The 20,569-nt window shown below is 55.3% G+C and carries 21 protein-coding genes; 6 read left to right on the top strand and 15 right to left on the bottom strand.

The window, feature by feature from the left end; all coding sequences use genetic code 11:
• Nucleotides 1–171 precede the first annotated feature (171 nt).
• From AC6I8X_RS27570 to AC6I8X_RS27540, 7 genes are read right to left on the bottom strand one after another with little or no spacing between them, the layout of a single operon-like run.
• Nucleotides 172–984 (bottom strand): sulfurtransferase, encoded by an 813-nt coding sequence (locus AC6I8X_RS27570; RefSeq protein WP_299456525.1) that lies wholly within the window; start codon nt 982–984, stop codon nt 172–174.
• The gene (locus tag AC6I8X_RS27565) at nt 974–1,945 is read right to left on the bottom strand and encodes an ornithine cyclodeaminase (protein WP_299456522.1); all 972 of its coding nucleotides are present in this window, start codon (nt 1,943–1,945) and stop codon (nt 974–976) included. Before AC6I8X_RS27565 ends, AC6I8X_RS27570 begins: the two co-directional genes overlap by 11 nt.
• Complete coding sequence (locus tag AC6I8X_RS27560; RefSeq protein ID WP_299456520.1) at nt 1,946–2,944, bottom strand: 1-aminocyclopropane-1-carboxylate deaminase/D-cysteine desulfhydrase; 999 nt, start codon at nt 2,942–2,944, stop codon at nt 1,946–1,948. It lies immediately after the preceding gene.
• Complete coding sequence (locus AC6I8X_RS27555; RefSeq protein WP_299456518.1) at nt 2,928–4,355, bottom strand: M20 family metallopeptidase; 1,428 nt, start codon at nt 4,353–4,355, stop codon at nt 2,928–2,930. The genes AC6I8X_RS27560 and AC6I8X_RS27555 overlap by 17 nt, the downstream gene beginning before the upstream one ends.
• Entirely contained in the window at nt 4,352–5,266 is a 915-nt protein-coding gene (locus AC6I8X_RS27550; RefSeq protein ID WP_299456516.1) for an ABC transporter permease, read from the bottom strand. Before AC6I8X_RS27550 ends, AC6I8X_RS27555 begins: the two co-directional genes overlap by 4 nt.
• Before the next feature lies 1 nt (nt 5,267).
• The gene (locus tag AC6I8X_RS27545) at nt 5,268–6,116 is read right to left on the bottom strand and encodes an ABC transporter permease (RefSeq protein WP_299456514.1); all 849 of its coding nucleotides are present in this window, start codon (nt 6,114–6,116) and stop codon (nt 5,268–5,270) included.
• The gene (locus AC6I8X_RS27540; RefSeq protein WP_299456512.1) at nt 6,113–7,606 is read right to left on the bottom strand and encodes an ABC transporter substrate-binding protein; all 1,494 of its coding nucleotides are present in this window, start codon (nt 7,604–7,606) and stop codon (nt 6,113–6,115) included. The genes AC6I8X_RS27545 and AC6I8X_RS27540 overlap by 4 nt, the downstream gene beginning before the upstream one ends.
• Nucleotides 7,607–7,773: 167 nt before the next feature.
• Between AC6I8X_RS27540 and AC6I8X_RS27535 the strand changes: the two genes are divergently transcribed.
• The 3 genes from AC6I8X_RS27535 to AC6I8X_RS27525 all read left to right on the top strand — a co-directional run bounded on the left by AC6I8X_RS27535 (nt 7,774) and on the right by AC6I8X_RS27525 (nt 10,151).
• Nucleotides 7,774–8,430: an FCD domain-containing protein gene (locus AC6I8X_RS27535; RefSeq protein ID WP_299456510.1), complete on the top strand. Its 657-nt coding sequence runs from the start codon at nt 7,774–7,776 to the stop codon at nt 8,428–8,430.
• Between the two features lie 306 nt (nt 8,431–8,736).
• Nucleotides 8,737–9,219, top strand: coding sequence for an Hcp family type VI secretion system effector (locus AC6I8X_RS27530; protein WP_208717973.1), 483 nt, complete (start codon nt 8,737–8,739; stop codon nt 9,217–9,219).
• A gap of 20 nt (nt 9,220–9,239) precedes the next feature.
• Complete coding sequence (locus AC6I8X_RS27525; protein ID WP_299456506.1) at nt 9,240–10,151, top strand: hypothetical protein; 912 nt, start codon at nt 9,240–9,242, stop codon at nt 10,149–10,151.
• 50 nt (nt 10,152–10,201) lie between these two features.
• Here the strand turns inward: AC6I8X_RS27525 and AC6I8X_RS27520 are convergent, their stop codons facing one another.
• Nucleotides 10,202–11,524, bottom strand: a complete 1,323-nt coding sequence (locus AC6I8X_RS27520) for a glycoside hydrolase family 10-like protein (protein WP_299456749.1) — start codon at nt 11,522–11,524, stop codon at nt 10,202–10,204.
• A 214-nt stretch (nt 11,525–11,738) separates the two neighbouring features.
• Between AC6I8X_RS27520 and AC6I8X_RS27515 the strand changes: the two genes are divergently transcribed.
• Nucleotides 11,739–12,095: a cupin domain-containing protein gene (locus tag AC6I8X_RS27515; RefSeq protein WP_299456504.1), complete on the top strand. Its 357-nt coding sequence runs from the start codon at nt 11,739–11,741 to the stop codon at nt 12,093–12,095.
• A gap of 37 nt (nt 12,096–12,132) precedes the next feature.
• On the opposite strand, the gene AC6I8X_RS27510 is transcribed toward AC6I8X_RS27515, so the two are convergent.
• A complete protein-coding gene (locus AC6I8X_RS27510) occupies nt 12,133–12,750 on the bottom strand; it encodes a LysE family translocator (RefSeq protein ID WP_299456501.1) in 618 nt (205 codons plus the stop codon).
• Between the two features lie 137 nt (nt 12,751–12,887).
• Between AC6I8X_RS27510 and AC6I8X_RS27505 the strand changes: the two genes are divergently transcribed.
• A complete protein-coding gene (locus tag AC6I8X_RS27505) occupies nt 12,888–13,694 on the top strand; it encodes an arylamine N-acetyltransferase family protein (protein ID WP_299456499.1) in 807 nt (268 codons plus the stop codon).
• Here the strand turns inward: AC6I8X_RS27505 and AC6I8X_RS27500 are convergent.
• The 4 genes from AC6I8X_RS27500 to AC6I8X_RS27485 all read right to left on the bottom strand — a co-directional run bounded on the left by AC6I8X_RS27500 (nt 13,683) and on the right by AC6I8X_RS27485 (nt 18,065).
• Entirely contained in the window at nt 13,683–14,342 is a 660-nt protein-coding gene (locus AC6I8X_RS27500; protein ID WP_299456497.1) for a DUF1345 domain-containing protein, read from the bottom strand. The genes AC6I8X_RS27505 and AC6I8X_RS27500 overlap by 12 nt on opposite strands.
• A gap of 93 nt (nt 14,343–14,435) precedes the next feature.
• On the bottom strand, nt 14,436–16,088 hold the full coding sequence (locus AC6I8X_RS27495; RefSeq protein ID WP_299456494.1) for a M28 family peptidase: 1,653 nt from the start codon (nt 16,086–16,088) through the stop codon (nt 14,436–14,438).
• Nucleotides 16,075–16,878: a transporter substrate-binding domain-containing protein gene (locus AC6I8X_RS27490; protein WP_299456492.1), complete on the bottom strand. Its 804-nt coding sequence runs from the start codon at nt 16,876–16,878 to the stop codon at nt 16,075–16,077. The genes AC6I8X_RS27495 and AC6I8X_RS27490 overlap by 14 nt, the downstream gene beginning before the upstream one ends.
• Complete coding sequence (locus AC6I8X_RS27485; protein WP_497842012.1) at nt 16,875–18,065, bottom strand: M20 family metallopeptidase; 1,191 nt, start codon at nt 18,063–18,065, stop codon at nt 16,875–16,877. Before AC6I8X_RS27485 ends, AC6I8X_RS27490 begins: the two co-directional genes overlap by 4 nt.
• A gap of 168 nt (nt 18,066–18,233) precedes the next feature.
• Between AC6I8X_RS27485 and AC6I8X_RS27480 the strand changes: the two genes are divergently transcribed.
• Nucleotides 18,234–19,088 carry a LysR family transcriptional regulator gene (locus tag AC6I8X_RS27480; RefSeq protein WP_299456488.1) on the top strand — a complete coding sequence of 285 codons (855 nt, stop codon included), beginning with the start codon at nt 18,234–18,236 and terminating at the stop codon, nt 19,086–19,088.
• A gap of 13 nt (nt 19,089–19,101) precedes the next feature.
• Here AC6I8X_RS27480 and AC6I8X_RS27475 read toward each other — a convergent pair whose 3' ends face one another.
• Both AC6I8X_RS27475 and AC6I8X_RS27470 read right to left on the bottom strand, forming a co-directional pair.
• Entirely contained in the window at nt 19,102–19,755 is a 654-nt protein-coding gene (locus AC6I8X_RS27475; RefSeq protein WP_299456486.1) for an RES family NAD+ phosphorylase, read from the bottom strand.
• Nucleotides 19,748–20,470: a hypothetical protein gene (locus AC6I8X_RS27470; RefSeq protein WP_299456484.1), complete on the bottom strand. Its 723-nt coding sequence runs from the start codon at nt 20,468–20,470 to the stop codon at nt 19,748–19,750. The genes AC6I8X_RS27475 and AC6I8X_RS27470 overlap by 8 nt, the downstream gene beginning before the upstream one ends.
• Nucleotides 20,471–20,569 lie beyond the last annotated feature (99 nt).

Below are 20,569 nucleotides of genomic sequence, written 5' to 3'. Positions count from 1 at the left end.
GTGGGGCGGTTTACTGGCTGCGCAGCAGGCGCGATATTCAGCCGCTGCGGACCGGATGAAGATGAGACAATCGGCATGTTTTCCTCCATGAATACCAGGATCCAGATAGCGAACCTATTACATCCTGGTCAGGACGGGAAAAAATCGACGCCGATCGCCTTTCACGGGAATTCAGGGAAGCAGGGGGAGCTCGTCGTGTTCTGCCCATTCATGCCAGGAACCGACATAAATGGCGACATTGTCATAACCGGCCATTTTGAGCGCCGCCAGAATAGTCGCTGCACGCGCGCCGCGATGGCAATAAACCTGCAATTGCGCATCGCGTGGCAGACCGGCAGCTTCCGCTCGCCGTGCAATCTCAGCAACAGGCAGAAAGTGGCCATTCTCCAGCACATCTTCCCAGAACAGCAGCACTGAGTGCGGAATACGTCCGGCACGATGACAACATTCATGCACAAAGCTGCCATCAAATTCAGTCGGGCGACGTGCATCAACGTTAATGATTTTTTTGCCATCAGCGGCGATAACCTGCTGACGGCTACTGGCCCAGCGCCGGTCCCAAATGACCGCAGGCGAAGATGCCTGTTGCGTGACGGTGTAACTTAATCCTTCGCCGGGTTGCAGACCATAGCCTGCCGCTACCCAGGCATCGACACCGCCATCAAGAATTAATGCGTCATCCCGGCCCAGCAGCCAGGCGAACCAGGCTCCACGAGGCGATCGCATCCCGACCTGCTGTTCGAAAAATACCGGCGTCGCGGTCGGATCAGCCGCAAACAAAGGCTGGAGTGCTGCCGCAGCGTCGGCGGCCATTTTCTCCAGCCCCTCCGGCGTGCAATCTGCAATAAAGTAGTCGTAAACGTTGCAGTGCTGAGCATCGGGTAGCGTGGCGGCTTGCCACTGCCCCGCATCGCGTACATCAATTAGCAGGAAATGTTCCCCACGCGACTTTCTCATGCCCAGCTCGCTGGCTTTAATGATCATCCGCGACTCCGTTAAACAGGGGGTGTAGCGTTCCCAGTTGCTGTTGCTCTGCGGCCGCCAGTACGCGGGCGGCAAGGGCGATATCAAACACATTCAACCCGAAAGAGGAGAAATACACGCTGTCATCGGCAGCAGGTCGCCAGCCATCGATCACCAGCGTTTCCAGTGTGGCGGCCACATCCTGTGCGGCAAACTCACCTGCGCGGTACATCTGAAACAGGCTTTTGGCACTACGCTCGGCAAAATCCCCCCAGGCATCAACCACCACCTGGCTGCTGGCCTTGATCGCGGCAAAACTGACTTCGTGATAACCCACCTGAACGATCAACCGGCCAGGTTGTACTGCACAGGTATCGACGATCGGTTGTGCGGCACTGGTGCAGGTAATCACCGTGTCATAGGGGCGAGCCAATGCGGCAGCGAGATCGGGTTCTGGTGTAATCGCGGAGCAGCCAGCCACTTTTTCTGGCGTGCGATTCCACATGCCGATCTGCGTGATCGCCGGGAAAAGATGTTGCAACATGCGCAGATGCGCCCGTGCGTGCAGACCTGCTCCCAGCAGCAATACGCGTTGCACCGGGCGCGGAGCAGCATATTGCAGTGCCAGCGCGGTCACCGCAGCAGTGCGCGCGGCCGTTAATGCACCACTGGCCAGCAGACCACGGGGGACGCCGGTCAGGGCATCGTTGATCAGCGTCACCGCCAGCGCGGCGGGTAACGCATCAGGGCGTTGCGGGCGATGTGCAGTCCACTTCACGCCCGCAGCATTAAAATGTCCGCCAACCCTGGCGGGGAGTGCGTACGCTTTACCGAGCGGAGTGGCGAGGTCAATATGATTCTCGGCGGGCATTTGTGCCTCGCCGGAACGCATTAACCCGATCACCGCCCGGACATCCGCCAGTGCCAGCGCGGGATCGTCACCACCCAGCAGTGCGACCGTTGCTTCATCCAGCACGCGCATTTACCGCTCCAGCAGCCGATCGGCGAAGGGATACAGTGCCGGGGATCCGCCGCAGTGCACGAAAGTCACGCGGGAACCCGGCGGGATGCGACCCTGTTCAACCAGCGACAGTAATCCGTGCATCGCTTTACCGGTATAGACCGGATCGAGCAACACGCCTTCCTGCTGTGCCAGTTGATAAATGGCATCGATACCGCCCGCAGATGGGATACCGTAAGCCTCACCGACGTAGCTGTCCTCAATCCAGATGTCTTCCGGTTGCCAGCGTTGTGGCCATTGCAGCAGATCGGCACAATCCTGCGCCATACCTGAAATTCGTGGCTGGAACCACTCCGCTTTGGCACTGACGCTGATGCCGATAACCTGCGTTTGCGGCCAGTAGCGACGTGTGCCGACGTGCAACCCGGCGAGGGTGCCGCCGGAACCGGTAGGGGCAATGATAAAATCCGGTGCCGGCTCGTCGCGTTCCGCCAGTTGTGCGCTGATTTCTTCAACTGCACGCACATAACCCAGCGCGCCGAGCGGCGTCGCACCACCCAGTGGGATGATCATCGGCTTTTCGCCGCGTGCGGTAGCCGCATCGGCGTGGGCCTGCATCGCCCCTTCGATCTGGCTGAAATAGCCATCCGGGTCGAGAAACTGCACCTCGGCACCGAATAGCTTGTCGAGCAGCAGATTGCCCTGCCAGCTGGCAGGGGGATTGCCACGCAGGACCAGCACCGGACGCATACCAAACTTACGCGCCGCCGCTGCGACCATGCGGGCGTGGTTTGACTGATGTCCGCCGGTGGTGATTACCACGTTGACGCCCGCCTGGCAGGCTTCTGCCATCAGGTACTCCAGCTTGCGGACTTTATTGCCGCCGCCGCCGAAGCCACTGTAATCATCACGTTTGATCGTTAAAGAAATCCCCAACGCCTCCCCGAGCCGGGGTAGCGGCTCGAGCGGCGTTGGGAAGAACCCCAACGGAACGCGTTTAAAATCATCGACTTTCTTCATGGTTGTTACCTGTAATATTTTGTTTTGGTACTTCTCTGGTGTTTCCCTGGTGTGGCGCGACCCGGCCAAAGGCCGGATCATTGAATGCGGTGAGCCACAGGCTCAGTGACTGCTGGAAGCGTTCCAGTCCGGTCAGCGTGACAAACTCGTTAACGGCATGGGCGTTGCCGCCATGGCCCAGCCCGCCAATCAGAAAGGCGGGCGCAATGGCGGCGAAGGCGTAGGCGGGGGCGCATCCCGGTGCCCACGGCCAGATTTGCGGGTCCGCTCCCAGCGTCTGATAGCTGGCAATCAACTCATCGACGCCGCGCGCATGGCGGCGGAAGCGGGTACCGGGATAGCGATCCAATAACTCAAGCGTGGTGCCGGAGAGATCTGGTTGCGTAAGACGTTGTTGCGCGGCGCTAATCATCGCGTCCTGATCAAAATCAGGCGGGATGCGGAAGGCCAGTTCGGCACTGGCGCGATAAGGGATGACCCCACGTCCGCCGGTGGGATCGCTGTGTAACTCGGCCAACGTCAGCACTGCGCTGCCCAGCAACGTTTGCAGGCAGGTGACGGTGTCACCTGCAATCATCAGGCGCTGACTGCGGCGGAAGCGTAATTCGTCATCAATACTGAATGACTGCGCCAGGGTGGTCAGCAACCCGGTAGCTTCATCATCAGGTGCGATATAGCCGAGCACGCCGCTCTGGCTGGCGGGTGCGATGGCATCCAGCGCCTGCACCAGACGCCAGGCAGGGTTGGCAATCCAGCCAGCATTGCTGGCATGAATGGCGGAAGAAGGACCACCCCAGTCACCACCGGTGACGCTTAAGCGTCCGTTAGCGAGACCGGTAAAGCCAAGATAGACGCGGGGTGCGCCGCCACCATATTCACAAAGTGACGGAAACAGCACCGCCTCGGCAGGCGCAACGGGACAGGGTTGCTGCGCGAGGTAACGCCGCAGCGTGCCACTGCCGATCTCCTCTTCGCCTTCCAGCAGGATTTCCAGGTTGAAAGCGAGTTGATTGTCCTGCAACAGTTCGCGCAGCAGGATCAGCATCGCCGCGACCGGCCCCTTATTATTCTCGGCACCACGTCCGACAAAGACATCGCCCAGCTCGTCCCAGTGGCAAACGCCACCCGTGAACGGGGGCACATCCCAGCCTGCGTCATTAGCAGGCATCACGTCGTACATGTTGTAGAGCACGACTGTTTTGCTGGCACCGGTATCGATACGCACATGCACCACCGGGGGTGTCTCGGCAGGTTGCGCGTTAACCGGATAGATGGCCGTCGCGTGCAGCTGCTCCACCATCCAGCTTTCCAGCCAGGCGGCAAGACCGCGCTGTGCCGCAAGCTGACCCGCCACGCTTGGCCAGCGCGTTAACTCACTCAGCAGGTCTAAGGTGGCGGTAAGTCGGCTCACAGGCGGATCCTCGGGTTAAGCACCAGATACAGCAGGTCGATCATCAAATTGATCACCACAAACACCAGCGCGGCCAGCAGCACGATGGCCTGCACCAGCGGGAAGTCGCGGTTCTGAATCGCCTGAATCGCCAGACGACCAATTCCCGGCCAGGCAAAGATAATCTCAGTCACCAGCGCACCACCCAGCAGCGAGGCAAAGTACATGCCCTGCACGGTAATCACCGGAATCAACGCATTGCGCAACCCATGTCGTACCACGATGCGCCAGGCGCTCAGCCCTTTAGCACGTGCGGTGCGGATATAATCCTGTTGCAGCACATCCAGCAGACTGGCGCGGGTCAGACGCGCGACGGCGCTCATATAAAACGCCCCCAGGCTGACAGCGGGCATAACCAGCGCGGAAAAGCTGCCGTAGCCACTGGAGGGCAGCCATTGCAGATGAAGGCTGAAGAATAAGATCATCAGCAGTCCCAGCCAGAACACTGGCACGGCCTGGCCGCTAAAGGCCACCAGGCGGCAAAGCAAATCCCAGAAGCTGTGTGGTCGCAGGGCGCTGACGATGCCCAGCAGCAGACCGAGTAACGAGCTCCAGGCCAGCGCACTGACAGCCAGCAGGGCGGTGGCGGGCAACCGCTCGCCAATCAGCGCCAGCACGGGCTGGCTGTAGCGCAGCGATTCACCGAAATCACCCTGTAGCACGCCGCTCAGGTAATGACCGTACTGCCACAGCAGCGGACGATCGAAGCCCATGCTGTGCCGAAAGTGAGCGATTTCCTGCTGGCTGGAACCCGGTGGCATCATTAACGCTGCCGGATCACCGGTCAGATGCAGGCTGAAGAAAATCAGCAGCGATACCCCCAGCAGCACCAGCACCGACTGACCGAGGCGGTTGATTAAAATGTTCAGCATTTTAGTCAAGCCTCGTGTGGGTGCGGCGCAGTAGCGCATCGCCCAGCAGGTTGCAGCCAATCACCAGCGCGGCAATCACCAGGCCGGGATACAGCACCAGCCATTGCGCCAGCAACATATAGGAACGGCCTTCGCCAATCAGATTACCCAGCGTGGGGGTTGGCGGCTGAATGCCCATACCGAGAAAACCGACCGACGCTTCCAGTACAATCAGACGCGGAATATCCAGCGTCAGCAGCACCACCAGTGGGGTGAGCAGGTTCGGGAGAATATGGCGCAGCAGGATGCGCAGCGGCGAGAACCCCATCGCCTTCGCCGCCTGGATGTACTCCAGCTCGCGGATTTCCAGCGTTTTGGCACGGGCCACACGCGCATAGATCGCCCAGCTGGTCACCCCCATGATCACGATGATGTTGGTGGTGGACGTTCCCATTAGCGCAATAACCAGCAAAATCAGCAGAATAAACGGCACCGCCAGCTGAATATCAATCAGGCGCATAATCAGGGCATCAACCCAGCCACCGGCATAACCGGCGATCATGCCCAGTGCGACCCCCGCTACTGCACCAATGGCCGCCGCCAGTACCACCACCAGCAATGAAAGGCGGGTACCGGCCAGAATGCGCGATAACAAATCACGTCCTAACTGATCGGTGCCCAGCCAGTGGCCGGGACTACCGGGTGGCAAAAACATGTCGGCCAGCTGATTAGTTAAGGGATCAGGCAGCGGCAGCCAGGGGGAAATCAACGCAGCCACAATCACCACGATCAGCAGCAGGCTGCCGATCACGGCGTCACCGTAAAAAATCCGGCGTGGGCGACGTTGTAACGCTGCCGCTGGCGTAATCATTTCAGCCTCAGATCGTACAGCGGGATACGCGCATCGACGCGCCCTTTAAACGTCAGCTTGTCGCTGTGCGCATACAGGGTATCTTCACGATAGAGCGGAATCAGTGGCTGCTGCTCTGCGACACGCTGCTGAATCTGCTCCAGCAGTTTTTTGCGTTTATCGGCATCAACCGTCTGGCGGCTCTGGTCCAGCAGCTTATCCAGCTCAGGATCGTTAACTGTGGAGTAGGGTTCGCCGCTGTGCAGAATCGGGAACAGCGCGGCATCGGCGTCCAGCGTCTGGGTTGAACCCCAGGCCAGCATATACATCGGAGCCTGTTTCTGTGCTGCAACCTGCTGGGTATAGACCGACCACTCAGGCACTTCCAGCTGCGCTTTTACGCCAATGGCGCTGAGATCCTGCACGATGGCCTGCGCCACATCGGCGCTGGCGATATAGCGACGCGGAGCCTGGAAGCGCAGGGTAAAGCCATTCGGATAACCTGCCTGCGCCAGCAGCGATTTGGCTTTTGCCACATCCTGCACCGTGGCCGGCACGGCCAGATAACCAAAGTCATTGGCACCGGCCATGGTGCCGGTTGGTGTGCCGTACCCGTGCAGCAATTGCTGGGTGTAAGCCTGACGATTCAGCGCCAGCGACAGGGCCTGACGCACACGGACGTCGTTAAGCGGTTTTTCGCTGTCTTTCAGACCCAGATAAATGGTCAGACCGCCACCTTTCACCTGCTCAAGCTGCACGCCAGGACGGTTTTTCAGTGCCGGGACCAGGTCAGCCGGAACACTTTCCACCAGCTGCACTTCACCGGTCAGCAGCGCGGTAATGCGCGAGGTCGCTTCCGGAATCGGACGCCAGGTGACGCGATCAATCGAGGGTTTGCCACGCCAGTACGCATCGTTGGCGACCATCACCACTTTTTCATCCGGGATGAAGGTATCAAGCTTGTAGGCTCCGCTGCCGATCGGTTTGCGCGCGAACTCGCTGGCACCCACTTTTTTCACGTAAGCGGGGGGAACGATATAGGCCGGATAACGACTCATACGCGTTGGCAGCAGCGGATCCGGGCCGTTAGTATGGATCAGCACCTGATAATCATTGACCACTTCAACCGACTTGATCGTGCGGATGTAGGAGATGGTCGGGGCATGGTTGGCCGGATCCAGAATACGGTCGATGGAGAATTTCACCGCCTCAGCATTCACTGGTTCGCCATCGGTAAAATTCACCCCTTTGCGCAGGTTAAATTGCCAGGTGGTGTCATTGATGGCTTTCCAGTCAGTGGCCAGACCGGGTTGCAGCGACATGTCGTCGGCACGGCGAACCAGGGTATCGAAGATGTTATCTACGAGGGTGGCCGCTTCTTTGAGAAAGCCGGGGTCCATCGCCGTCGCCGATGCGGGCTGGGCAATGGTGAGTTCTGCTGCCTGCAGAGTGGTGGGCAACAGGGCAAACAACAATGCTGTAGTAGCAAACTTCACTGCAGGTAGTCTCATAAACTTCATCCCAAAATGCATTCGGTAACGTAGTGAAAAGAGTGGTGCTGCCAGGAATCTGTGCTTCGCTTGTTTTGTAATACATGATATATCCTATAGCGAGCATTGATGGCAACAAAACATTTAAATTTCTTACCATTTGCAGAATCCGGGAAAGGACAAGACGCATGATTGAGATGGAAAAAGCACAGCGGCTGAGCCTGACCGCCCAGGTTGAAGCCACCCTGCGTAGCGCCCTGATTGTCGGCAAACTGAAACCCGGCGCCCGCCTTGTTACCCGTGATCTCGCGGCACAACTGGGGACCAGCATCACCCCGGTACGTGAGGCCTTGTTACGCCTGGTTTCTGCCGGTGCGCTCAAAGCCACGCCGGCAGCGGCGTTTCTGGTACCGGATATGCCGTTGTCGCGTTATCAGGAAATCACACTGATACGTAAGCAACTGGAAGGCTTAGCGGTGAGGATGGCTGTGCCCAATATCAATAAAAAACAGCTCACCGAACTGAAAAAACTCTGTAATCGCTTTATGCAGGCCAAGCTGAACGGGGAAGTGGAGGCTGCGCTGGAGGCGAACCGTGCTTTTCGTTTTACGCTGTATGGTTTCGCGCAAATGCCTACGCTGGTGGGGCTGATTGAACAGCTCTGGGTACAGATCGGTCCCTGCCTGAATTACCTGTACCCGCAATCAACGGAAATGGTGAAAGGCCACAACTACGATCGCCTGCTGGAGGCGATACAGTCGCAGGATGTTGCGGCTGCTGAACAGGTGGTGTTAAAGGCGATCGATGACGGTACGGCGATTTTGCTGAAGACGTATTTTGTTTGAATACTTAGCCACAAATTAAAAAAGCTCCCACCTCTCCAGGATCTCAAAGCCGTTTTTTGTGTGGTGATAATCAGGATGCGCAGCCTGACATTACCCATCAATCGCAAACGGCATCATCGATGGGTCTTTTTCAGACCGTTTTTCAGCCTGAATCTACGTTCTGCCCGACCGGGTATCTCCCCCTGATCACGTTTTTAAGAATGTTCCTGGAATTTATCAGATCCAGTTAAAAATATTGAAACAAAAATACGTTAAGGTTACTTATTAATCACGAAAATTATCTCAAACCTCCTGAGGGAATATAAAATGGCAATAGATACTTTTTTAAAGGTTGAAGGCGTAACCGGCGAGTCAAACGATTCAAATCATAAGAACTGGACAGATGTATTGTCATTTACCTGGGGAGCATCTCAGCAAGGTAACATGGCGGTAGGCGGTGGTGGCGGGAGTGGTAAGGTCAATTACCGCGATTTGCAAATCCAGGCACTTATCGATAAATCCACACCCTCCATTTTAAAATTCTGTTCCAGCGGTAAGCATGTTAATAAAGTTGAAATTTCCATATGTAAAGCCGGCGGCTCTCAGGTGGAATATTCCCGTATCGTTCTGGAAGAGGTGCTGGTGACGCTGGTCGAATTTGCTGGTGTAGGCCACACCGACACGATTGTTGTTAACTATCGCTTCCAGGCGGCTAAAGTGACTCTGCATTATTGGGAACAGACTGAACAAGGCACTAAAGGCGCTGAAACCCAATCCGGTTGGGATATAAAACAAAATAAAGAAATATAATTTAACCACGAGGAGATGCTATGGCAGACCCAACGCTGGAAGTCGAGTCGGTATTAAAGGGGAGCCTGCTTAGTCAGGAGGATCTGCGGGTTATTCTCACCTTTGTTAATGAATTGGATAGCGAAACTCTGGCACAGTTCGAAAGTGATACTGATTCTGGTATCATGAATGAATTCATGAAGTTACAGCTTGCCAGCCAGCGCAGACTTGAGGAGGAAGATTATGCTCCGCATCGGGATGAGGAGGAGAGCATAGGCCTGAGGAATATGGCGGGTAGCACCCTGGATAATAATCAGGAGGTTTTCCAGAATTATTCAACCTCAATCAAGGGATACGGTGGTAACGTGTATGACGAGACACAAAAAAGTAATTACTCTATGGCTGCCCAGGTTGTGTCTGTCATTGGTGCTTTCTCGGGAGCCGGTTCCCTTTTTGCCACAACGGCCGCCGCTCAGGCTGGTGAAGCATTGATGAGCAATATCTATGTGCGTTATACGCTGGGAGCCATTGGTGTGCTGGGAATATCAAGCGGCTGCGCGCTGGCGGTGCGCAACTTACTTTCTGAACGCCAGGTCGCAACGAATAAAAAATTGCTGGATGCTATGAAGAAAATGGCGAAAGCCAGAGTCAAGCTCACGACTTTTTTTAATGAGACTCGCGTTAAAATACTCAAGGATGAAGAGAAGGCAAAGAAAAGTGCTTTACTCTATATGAACCGTCGGCCAGTTAATCTTGCTGGCGCAGGTAATGTACAGGCGCGGATGGAAAAGTTATTTTCAAATGTGTTATTAACCGACACTTCGCCACTGACGGCGAAGATATTGCTCCAAAGCAATGACTATTATGTCTCTTTGAACGATGACAGTAATCACCCAACGACTATTTCCAAAGATGACCTGAAGCTGATGGGTGAAATTGCAGGTATGTTTTAAATGGGTCAGAGGGCCAGGTGTTTGTTTTCGTACGGTTGGCCCTCTTACCGTTAGCTCCCCCAGCGACTGCGCAGATAATTGACCGCCTCCTGTGTCTGCGGCTGGTTCAGATAGTTTTCCCGAAACAGAATCGTGCCACTAATCTGTGGCACGGATTCATTCAAATCGAGTTGTTTTTTCAGCTCTGGCACACCGCCATTGACTGTCCAATCGGGTTCATTTTTTGACGGCTCCCCGACTTTGTAGAAGGCGACGCCGATGTACAGCCGGGTATGGGTGGGTTTCACCACATTTGCCCACCAGTTTGCCAGCACATCATAACGGGCAGCCTGACGGGAGAAGGGCCAGTAAATTTGCGGGGCGATATAATCCAGCAATCCCATCTGCACCCAGCGGCGGGTATCGGCATAGGCTTCGTCATAGGCTGCCGCGCCACGTGTGTCGGAGCCTGCCGGGTCATGGGAAAGATTGCGCCACACGCCTGCCGGGCTGACACCAAACTCCACACCGGGCTTCAGTTGTTTGATGGTACGCGATACCTGCTCAATCAGTTGCTGCGTATTGTGACGCCGCCAGTCCGCTTTGGAAGCAAATCCCTGACCATAGGTTCTGAAGGTCTGGCTGTCGTTAAGAGTGGAGCCAGCCGATTCCGCATAGAAATAGTCATCAAACTGCACACCATCAACCGGATAACGGGAAACCACTTCGGCGACGATACTGGTGATCCAGTCTCTGACTGCCGGAATGCCGGGGTCCAGCACAAAACGATCGCCTGCGGTGCGGATCCAGTCACGGTGCAGCACAAATACGCTGGCAGGATTAAGTGACAGTGTCGCGTTGAGTTCTGCTACGGTTGAGGCTTTGGTATTGACAGAGACCCGATAGGGATTGAACCACGCGTGGACTTTCATGCCGCGTTTGTGCGCTTCATCCAGCATAAATTGCAGAGGGTCATAGCCGGGATCGGCACCAATTTTGCCGGTCAGCATATCTGACCATGGCAAAATTTTTGATGGCCACAACGCGGTGCCATCGGGTTTCACCTGGAAGAAAACGGTATTGATGCCAAGGCTTTTCAGTTTATCCAGCTTGTCAGTCAGCGCCTGCTGTTGCTGGCTAATGCGGCTGGCAGCGCTGCTGGCATTCACGGAGTTGACGGGCGGCCAGTCGAGACGGGAGACCGTCGCCAGCCAGACGCCGCGCACCGGTTGCTGGCTCGCTACGGGGTGCTGTGCTGGCAGGGGGTGTTTCGCTACGGAAGGAAACGGCGTAACCAGCGATTTCGGTGGTTCTGAAGAACAACTGGCCAGCAAAAGCGCGCCGGCAACCACGTAGCCTAACTTTTTAACGAAAGTGGCGATGATGAGCTCCAGTGCTTTTCGGGAATCGCGCGAGGAGAAACATTCTCTGATGATCCGAATTAAAGTCAAGATGTTAGCTGTTTAGCTTACCCTCAGCAGTTTCTGCCAAACTCCGGCTGATTGCCACATAAATGTATTAAGCGCAGGCCAATAAAATCATTAATGTTTTCAGTCCATCACCTAATCTGGAGCGCATGTTCGCATTCTTTTACCCGGAGAAATGGTTATGAAAGTACAAAAATTAGCACAGCCGGCTGCCATCAAGGTTTTAGAACCCTGGGGAACGGTTGCAGGGTTAGAAGGGGCTTCCGCCGTGCAGTTATCAGGATTACAGAAAGTGATTCCCGGAAAAGAGGATATCGATACGGGAATATTTGCCTGTAGCGCGGGCAGCTATCGACGCTCAGTCAAACAGGCGGAGATTATGCATTTCCTTGACGGTAACGGTTCATTCACGCCAGACGGTGAGGAGACATTAACCTTTACGCCAGGAGACACATTTTTCTTTGCGGCAGATACCGAAGGCACCTGGGTGATGGAAACGCCGATGCGCAAACTGTATGTCATTTTTGATGCAAGCTGATGCGGCATGCCACAGCTTGCATCCCACCCTGATATAATTATTTGAGTAACAACCGCACGCCCAGTGTGGCCATAATGGCCCCGCTGGTCTTATCGATGAATCTGCGATATTTCATATAGATCCGGCGCGGCCTTTCGGTGGAGAGCGCCAGTGCGACGACCACATACCAGCCGGCATCGATAACGAAGGCCATGATGGGCAGTGCGATATACATCGACAGTGAAATATGTGCGCTGAGGGTTGCGGTAAAGATACTGGCAAAAACCAGTGCGGTGTGTGGGTTACTTATCTGGGTGATTAGGCCAACACCAAACGCCCTACCTGCACGGATGGGGGCTGCCTGGGTTAGTTCTGCTGAAGACGTCTTCCCCGGACGAAACATATTCAATGCCAGCCATAAAAGATAACAGCCGCCCGCAATCTTCAGGGTGGTATACAGTGACGGAACCAGCGTCAGCACCGTATGCAGTCCCGCCAGCGCTACCAGGGCAAAGAGTATCGAACCGACACCCATCCCCGCTGAAACGAACAGCCCGGCACGGCGGGAGGAAGCCACTGCTGTCCTGGCAACCAGCAAAAAGCTGGGTCCGGGACTCATAGCACCTAATAACAGTGCGCCACCTGTTGCGGCTAAAGCCAGTAAATCGCCATCCATATCTTTCTCCCCTGAAATGAATTGTTGTTGAATACTCTCAGACCGTTCTAAACCATCCGCACGCTAATCGCACCAGAATCAACATCACTACAGAAAATCACGTTAGCATAGCTAGATTCATCATCAGGAAAAAAACTATGGCTCACCCAGACAACCTTGAGTTATTCGCCCGAGCAGCAGGTATCGCCGGGCCGTTTTTACCGGAGCTTCAGACATTGCAGCTTTTGCACCGAGCCTGGCCGCAAACCATTCCGTTTGAAAATATCGACGTGCTGCTCAATCGACCGGTCAGTGTGGAGCTGGCCGCTATCGCCGAAAAACTGCTGATAAACCGACGCGGTGGTTACTGTTTCGAACACAACTTGCTGTTTAAACAGATTCTGGAGGAGGTGGGTTTTGCGGTGACGCCGCATCTTGCGCGAGTGGTATGGGGGCTGGCGCAACCGGAGGTCAGGCCGCAGACGCATATGTTGCTGATCGTCACGCTGAACGGTAGCAAATATCTTGCTGATGTGGGATTTGGCGGCGTTAGCCTGACTGCGCCGCTGCGGCTGGAAGAGGGCGAACAGGATGGACTGGTGCTGGAGCGTATCAACAGTGACCAGTGGTTACTCTCCCTCGGCGGCGAAGCAGGTAAAAAACTAATGTACGTGTTCGAAGAACGCCAGTGCGAATTCCCGGATATTCTGGTTGCCAACCATTTTGTGGCGACGCATGAAAGCTCGCTGTTTTGCCATAACCTGGTGATGGCGGGTTTGCTGAAAGGTGAGCAGTACAATTTGTTTAATCAGCATCTGACCATCCACGGATGTGAGAGGGCCAAACAGCAGACGCAGACATTGGAAGAATTTGCGCGCGTTGTCAGTCTGTTTTTTAGCCGCCCGGATGTCGTGAGTGATGAGGATATGCGGGCCATTTACGCAAAAGTCTGTTTAGCTGAGTAAACCCGCCCCGACGTTCACCGATAAGCCCAGAATCGCCAGATTGAAAACAAAGGAAATCACTGACTGCAGCAACGCGATTTGCCGCATGTCGGTGGTTCCGGTTGCCACATCGGCGGTTTGTGAAGCCACGGCGATGGTGAAGGAAAAATAGAGGAAATCCCAGTAGCCGGGTTCCTGCGGTTTTTCCGGGAAGATCATCGGGGTGACGTCTTTACTACGGCGCAGGTAGTGATGATGGGCGTAATGCATGGCGAAGGCGGTGGGCAGCAAGGCCCAGGAGACCACCAGCGTTGCGCCGGTCAGCAGTAAATGCATCGCACGGGGTGTCCCGGAGAGATGCTTGAGCGATGGCAGTTCCAGCAGGATCGCCAGGATACTGACCAGGCAGCCTAGAGTTACCAGGCCCAGCACCAGCCCTGCGCTCTCATCCTGCATCCTGGCGATATGCGGGATATCTTCCACCCCGGTACGCAACATGCGAAACCACATAAAAAACAGATAGAGCCATGCCAGCACATTCCAGCCGATTAGCAGGCGTTGCAGATACCCCAGTTGAGCAGGAAGGGCAAAATAGCACACCACGCCAGCCAGCATCGCGATCAGCAGGCGTGAGCGGGCGTGATAATAATTTCTGAAAGAAAAAGTCATGATGTGAGTGACTTAGCGATGGCACGATAGAATAACTGTAGACGCCCGCGACAGTTTTCTCCTCCCGCCGCATTGTGCGGCGGGCAGGAAACATCATTGTCTGCCAGCCTGTAAAACCGTCAGGCTTTCCTTCAGCAATTCCTCACCGCGCGCCAGCTGGCGCATATATTGCGTCTCCAGCATCAGCCAGTAGCGGTCGCTGCAGTTCTCACGTCTGTGACCACTCAGCAATTGCATTCCGGGAAAGGCGCCACCGTGATAACTCAGGTCCGGATGGTAATCATCGCTGGCGCGATAACGCAGGCGATGCCAGAGGGTAATCGCAGCCTGCTGGCTCGATGGGTGATGTGATGAGGCACATTCGCGCAGCAAAGCATCGAGCCATGTCGCCCAGGTTTGCAGGGAAAACGCCGGATCGACAGCACTTTGTAGCTGCGCCAGTGCATCACTCAGCTGTTGCAGGTAATGCTGCGGGTCTGTCGGCAGCACATCCTCACGGAGCAGCTGCTGCAACCAGTGATAATGAATCTGCGCATCACGCAATAGCAGAGCTTCATCAACCTTATCCTGCGTGTCTTCTTCTGTATGCCACCACCAGCCGCCACCGCTGCCGGGCGACAGGGTGGTGCGCACCAGAGGGGTTTCACGCAGCGCGAAGTGCAGTGGAATGCTGACGCCCCAGAAGGATTGATCGGCACCTTTTCCGAGCGGCGTAATACGCTCAGCAGGTTTACCTGTCACCGCATACAGCGCCTGATTTAGCCATGCGGGAGATTCGGCACCGCTGGCGTTGATCACCAGCTCACTGCCATCGACACAACCGGGAGAGTCAACATTGATATGTGCCACGGCATGACGCAGCAACGCTGCGCGATGACTGTCGGCATACCATGCCGAACCGCCATAACGGGCATTCGAATGCCCCGGCCACCAGGCAATGCGCAAACCGCGCTGTAGCGGCTGCGGTGAGCGGGAAAACGCCAGGGCCATTGCCAGACAAAGCGCGTTACCCGTAGCGTTGTCGGTGAGTCCCTGGTGCCATGAGTCGTAGTGAGACGAGAGCAGCACAAACTCATCGCTGCGACCGGGAATGTCCACCACCGGCAATGAACAGCGTGCAACGTGTTCATGGACTTCTGTGGTGATCCTCGCCCGCACGGGTTGCTGCTGTAAGTGGCTGAGCAGCGCCTGTCCCTGTGGCTGATTAATAGTGATGACCGGGATAGTGGGATAACGCACGGCATCATCCGGTACGGGTGTGCCCCAGATCGGCCCGACCGTCTCCTCATGCAGCGCAGTTTCGGCGGATCCCCAGATATGAATCAGCCCCGCGGCCCCCGCCTGCATCAGCCGTTGCACATAATCTTCAAAGCCCTGATCGGCTACCACCAGTTTGCCGCGGACCGATGCGGCCCACGCGGCAGAAGCCTTATCGGTGACAAATGACATCGACTGGCGATCATAGAACAGTTCTGCTTCGCAACCCTCAGGGCAGCTGGCGGAGAACGAGCGGGTTTTGGCCTGAAACTGCATGGCAGGATAGTCTGGCAGAGTCAGGCTGGCGGAGAGCGGATCACTCAGCCACAGCGCACAGCTTTCACGGGTGAAGGGAATGCCGTGTTGCTCCAGCAGCGCGCACAGCACCTCTGCGCCGCGCTCGGCATCCTCACTGCCGGAAAGCCGGTGCAGTGAGGCAAACGCATCCAGCAATTGCCGCATGATGATTTGCCACTCACTGGGCTGCATTCACCGGCTCCGTGCGCGTCACTTTCATCTCCAGATTGCCAAAGTAATGCTGCTTCACCTTTTCCCAGGTGCCATCGGCCATCACTTTAGCCAGCCCGGCGTTAAGCAGCTGCTGCATCTTCTCATCACCTTTACGCACGCCATAAGCTGAGCCGATGCTGAACAGCAGGTCATCCCGCACTTCCGGGCCGATCAGCGCGAAATCTTTGCCTTCCGGTTTGTTGAGGAAACCGTAAGTTACCGCCACGCCGGGACTCAGCGCACCATCAAGACGGCCTGCCGCCAGGTCCTGATAGATCACATCCTGATCGGGGTACATCACGATATCTACCCCTTTAGGTGCCCAGTATTTATTGGCGTACATCTCCTGGATTGACCCTTGTTGTACAGCGATACGCTTGCCCTGCAACGAGGCGACGTCAGGCTGCAAGTTACTGCCTTTATGCGCCACCAGTTTAGTGGGGATATGGTAGATAAAATCGCTGAAATCAATCGATTTCTGGCGTTTCGCCGTAGCACCCAGTGGCGAGATAAAATCCACCTTGCGTGCCATCAGTGACGGAATTTCGGCATCGAAACTGCTTACCACATATTCACACTTCACCTGTGCCGCTTTACAAACCGCATTGGTGATGTCGATTTCAAAACCGGTTGGTGTCCCTGACGCATCACGGTACTGGAACGGGGGATAACTCAGGTCTGCGCCCACGCGCAGGGTTTCACCGGCTGACCACGCCTGCGCACTCAGCGCCATCGTCATCATCGCTAACAGGGTTACAGCAGACTTCATTGGGATTCTCCAGCAGGATAGTGAACAGAACGCCAGGCGGTGAATTCATCACGTACCGCCTGCAAGGCCGCAGGGTCGAGTAAATCGAGCGCCGTCATCGCCATGGCTTTGGCGGCATTCAGCATAGCTTCCATACCGGCATCTGACCCGGCTGCGGCAGCAAATTCGGGTGTATGTGGCACTACATCGCCAATACGCAGGTAAGGGTGGATGGCGGCTGTGATTTGGCTGACATTGCCGATATCCGATGAACCCACGCCGCCACGCTCTGGCGGCGCTTCGGTAGTCAGTCCCAGCTGCTCCAGGTTGTGCTGAAACAGCCCGGCCAGCGCCAGATTGTTATTGCGTTCGGCATAGGTCAGCCCTTCCTCAATCTCCAGCCGTGCGCCGCTCATTGCCGCTGCCGCTGCTGCTGCCGCAAACACTTTCTGCCGGACAATCTGTAGGCCACCCATGGTGGCCGCGCGCAGCAGAAATTTCGCTTCGGCATAGGCTGGAACGATATTGGTCGCGCTGCCGCCATGAGTGATGATGCCGTGCACACGGACGTCATCGGTAAAGAACTGACGCAACGCATTCACTCCAACAAAGGTCTGAATTACGCCGTCCAGCGCGCTGATACCCAAATGGGGGGCAGAGGCGGCATGCGCCGCTTTACCATAAAACTTAAACACGGCGTCAACGCAGGCCAGCGCGCCTCGGGTCACCATATTTTTCTCTCTGGGGTGGAACATCATCACCGCGTCTGCGGTGTCGAACAGCCCGGCGTTGGCCATGATAATTTTGCCGCCGCCTTCTTCCTCTGCCGGGGTGCCCATCACCTCCAGGCTACCGTGGGTCAGCGTGCCACTGTTCACCAGCGCCAGTGCTGCTGCCACTGAGGCGCTGCCGATCAGGTTATGACCGCAGGCATGGCCCAGTTCGGCCAGGGCGTCATATTCCGCCAGCAATACCAGACGGGGACCGGGGCGACCGGTATCGAAACGGGCGCAAAAGGCGGTGTCCAGACCCGCCAGTGGCTGCGTCAGCGTAAAGCCCGCCGCCGCCAGCGGTGCCTGTAACCGCTGTGCCGCACGATGTTCATTGAAACTCAGCTCCGGATCGCCGTGAATCTCACGCGCCAGCGTGCTCATCGCCACGCGGATCGCCTCGACAGCATAAATAATTTTTTGCTTTTGCTCAGTCATGGTGCAGCGCAGACTCCATAAACACCAAATTGGTGCATCTAATTTATTGAATTAAATCCTGTTATTCAGATATACCCCGCTTTATCACAAAAGCCCAATTGAGCTTTTTTATTGCTTGCGTCATCAACACAAAAAATATTTTATGGATGGGAGAAAACAGAAGCAGAGATGAACGAGAAAGACTGGCTGATCATTTTTACTGTCTGGCAGCACCAGAACATCACGCGCGCAGCGCAGCAGCTGTATACCTCACAGCCCGCGCTGAGTTATCGGCTGAAGCAGATTGAGCGCAAACTCAATGTGCAGCTGTTTGAAGAAAGCGGTCGCAGCCTGATTTTCAGCGCCCAGGGACGTTATCTGGCGCAGCACGCCGATAAGATGTTGCAGGAATCGCAGCAGCTGCGGCAGACGCTGCACAGCCTCAGCCAGCCACGTCAGGGCGAGCTGCGCATTGGTGTTACCAGCAACTTTGCTGCCTATCGGTTGCCTGAGATCCTGGCGCGGTTCAGCGAACTGCATAGCGGCATCCGCGTCAATCTGGTCAGTGGCTTAAGCGAAGAGATGTATCAAAAACTCCAGCGTGACGAAGTACATGCCGCACTGGTGAAAGATGATTATCATTGGCGAGACGGTAAGCGGCTGGTGGATATTGATGATTACTGGCTGGTCAGCCAGCAGCCACTCGACCTGCGATTATTGCCGCAGCTGCCACAAATTCGTATCAATCATGGCGGGCATATCACTCATTTGATTGAGCGCTGGTGGAACGCCAATTTCACGCTGGCACCGCGCGTGGCAATGCAGGTGGATAAGCTGGAAGTGTGCCTCGCGATGGTGGAGCGTGGTCTGGGTTATGCCATTGTATCGAGTTATCAACCTCTGTCAGAACGGCTGTGGTGCCAGCCGCTGCAGGTGGCGGGGGAGACGTTGAAAAGCCGCACCTGGCTGTTGTATCAGCACGCCAGTCACGATGCCTCGGTGATCATGCCTTTCGTTGAAATGTTTGCTGATTTAAACCTCTGAAGCCTCGGTTTATTCAGGTCAAATCTCTGGGAATAAGAACCAGAGCCATTTCATCAGCAAGAGCCGCGAGTTCGTTATTTACGTCTGTTGATGTTGAGGCAGGCTCGGAATCAATAGAAACGTTGAGATCATGAATATTCACACGATCTCCAAACAACATAACCGCTTTATCCCCATGCTGTTTGGAAGCCCACTGAAGTCCCTGAGCTTGCGGATTATCGCTATGGATTTTTTCTGCCCATCTGCGTGTTTCTGGATAATTATCTGCGGAAGAACCCAGTAAATCGCCTTGCGTGATGCCGTTTTTTTTCATGAAGCGGGGGGTGAGGTCAACAAGCTGAATATCTTCTTTAGAGGAGATCTGGCTGCGGGCAAGTTTGTCCAGAGTGGATAACTCTACAGGCGCATTTTCACATGGCGTAGGGAGGTCATGTAATACCGTCTCCATCAATGCGACCGGCAGATTTTCTCCGCCGTATAATGTTGGGATGTTGTTATCTTCGCTATCAGTGATGGGACTGAACCTGCTTTTCCCTTTCCCCGGGTTAAACTCTGTCGCACCAAACTGCGATGAGTGGATTCTCTCGATGGTTTTCCCTTTTGGCCAGATGACCAGTCTGGCCGAAAGGTTATCGTTTTTCCCAGGGGTTCTGATTTCTTTAACCATGGACAGGCCCTTCCTTCGCCCTTAGTGCGGCTTCCAGTACCCGCTCCGGCGTTGAGGTCAGGAGGTCTTTGGGCTTTTTATTACTCAGCCAGCTGTTGGGGGTGCCAAACCAAACGGCCAGAGACCATGGTGTTTTTGTTTCCCCGAACAGTTGTATAATTTTTTTCATCAGCGGCAGGGGTTGTCCACCGACATCCAGTGCATAAGCAGGGTACAAGTCCCTGCCTTCCGATGTTATGGCAAAAATTTTTCCGGCCCGCTTCCAGCGATTTGGTAATCCGCTGGGGTTTTTCACATCAGCACTGCCTCCCCCCCGACGTGAAACCTCCTGAGCAGGTAGCCACTCGCTGTCATTCAGAATAATCTTTTTAAGTTTCTCCAGACGTTCTGTATTGATTGTCCCGGCATTCTTTTGCTTGCCTCCACGCTGAACGCTGACTGAAGGCGTCGTTGTTTGCACTGTAGTGGGCAGCTGGCTTAACCCGGTTACAGCACGGAAAGCGGCTTCAAGCGCAATTTTAAAGACCACGTCATCAATCGAGGAAGGGCGTTTCAGTACATAGTACCGCTCTGTCTGATCTTCCTGGTCATCATGGAAGTCCTCCGGTACTGTAATAGTAATGTCAGCGTGCCCGTCATCAGTTTTGAAGTACGAGATATTGTCTGCCTGAATTGCAATGACTTCAAAATCAGAGTCTTTTTCTTGTGTGATCATGATCTGACCCCTTGCAGTAGATTAACCATATATCTGATATCTACAATATATACAGGATTCCTATAATCCGCCATATACATAGTTTGCACGACACCGGTG

This window comes from Pantoea sp. X-Soil-TKNS-1280 (genome assembly GCF_059730475.1).
Note: the sequence above shows the minus strand (reverse complement) of the source record. Positions and strands in the feature narration are given on the sequence as shown.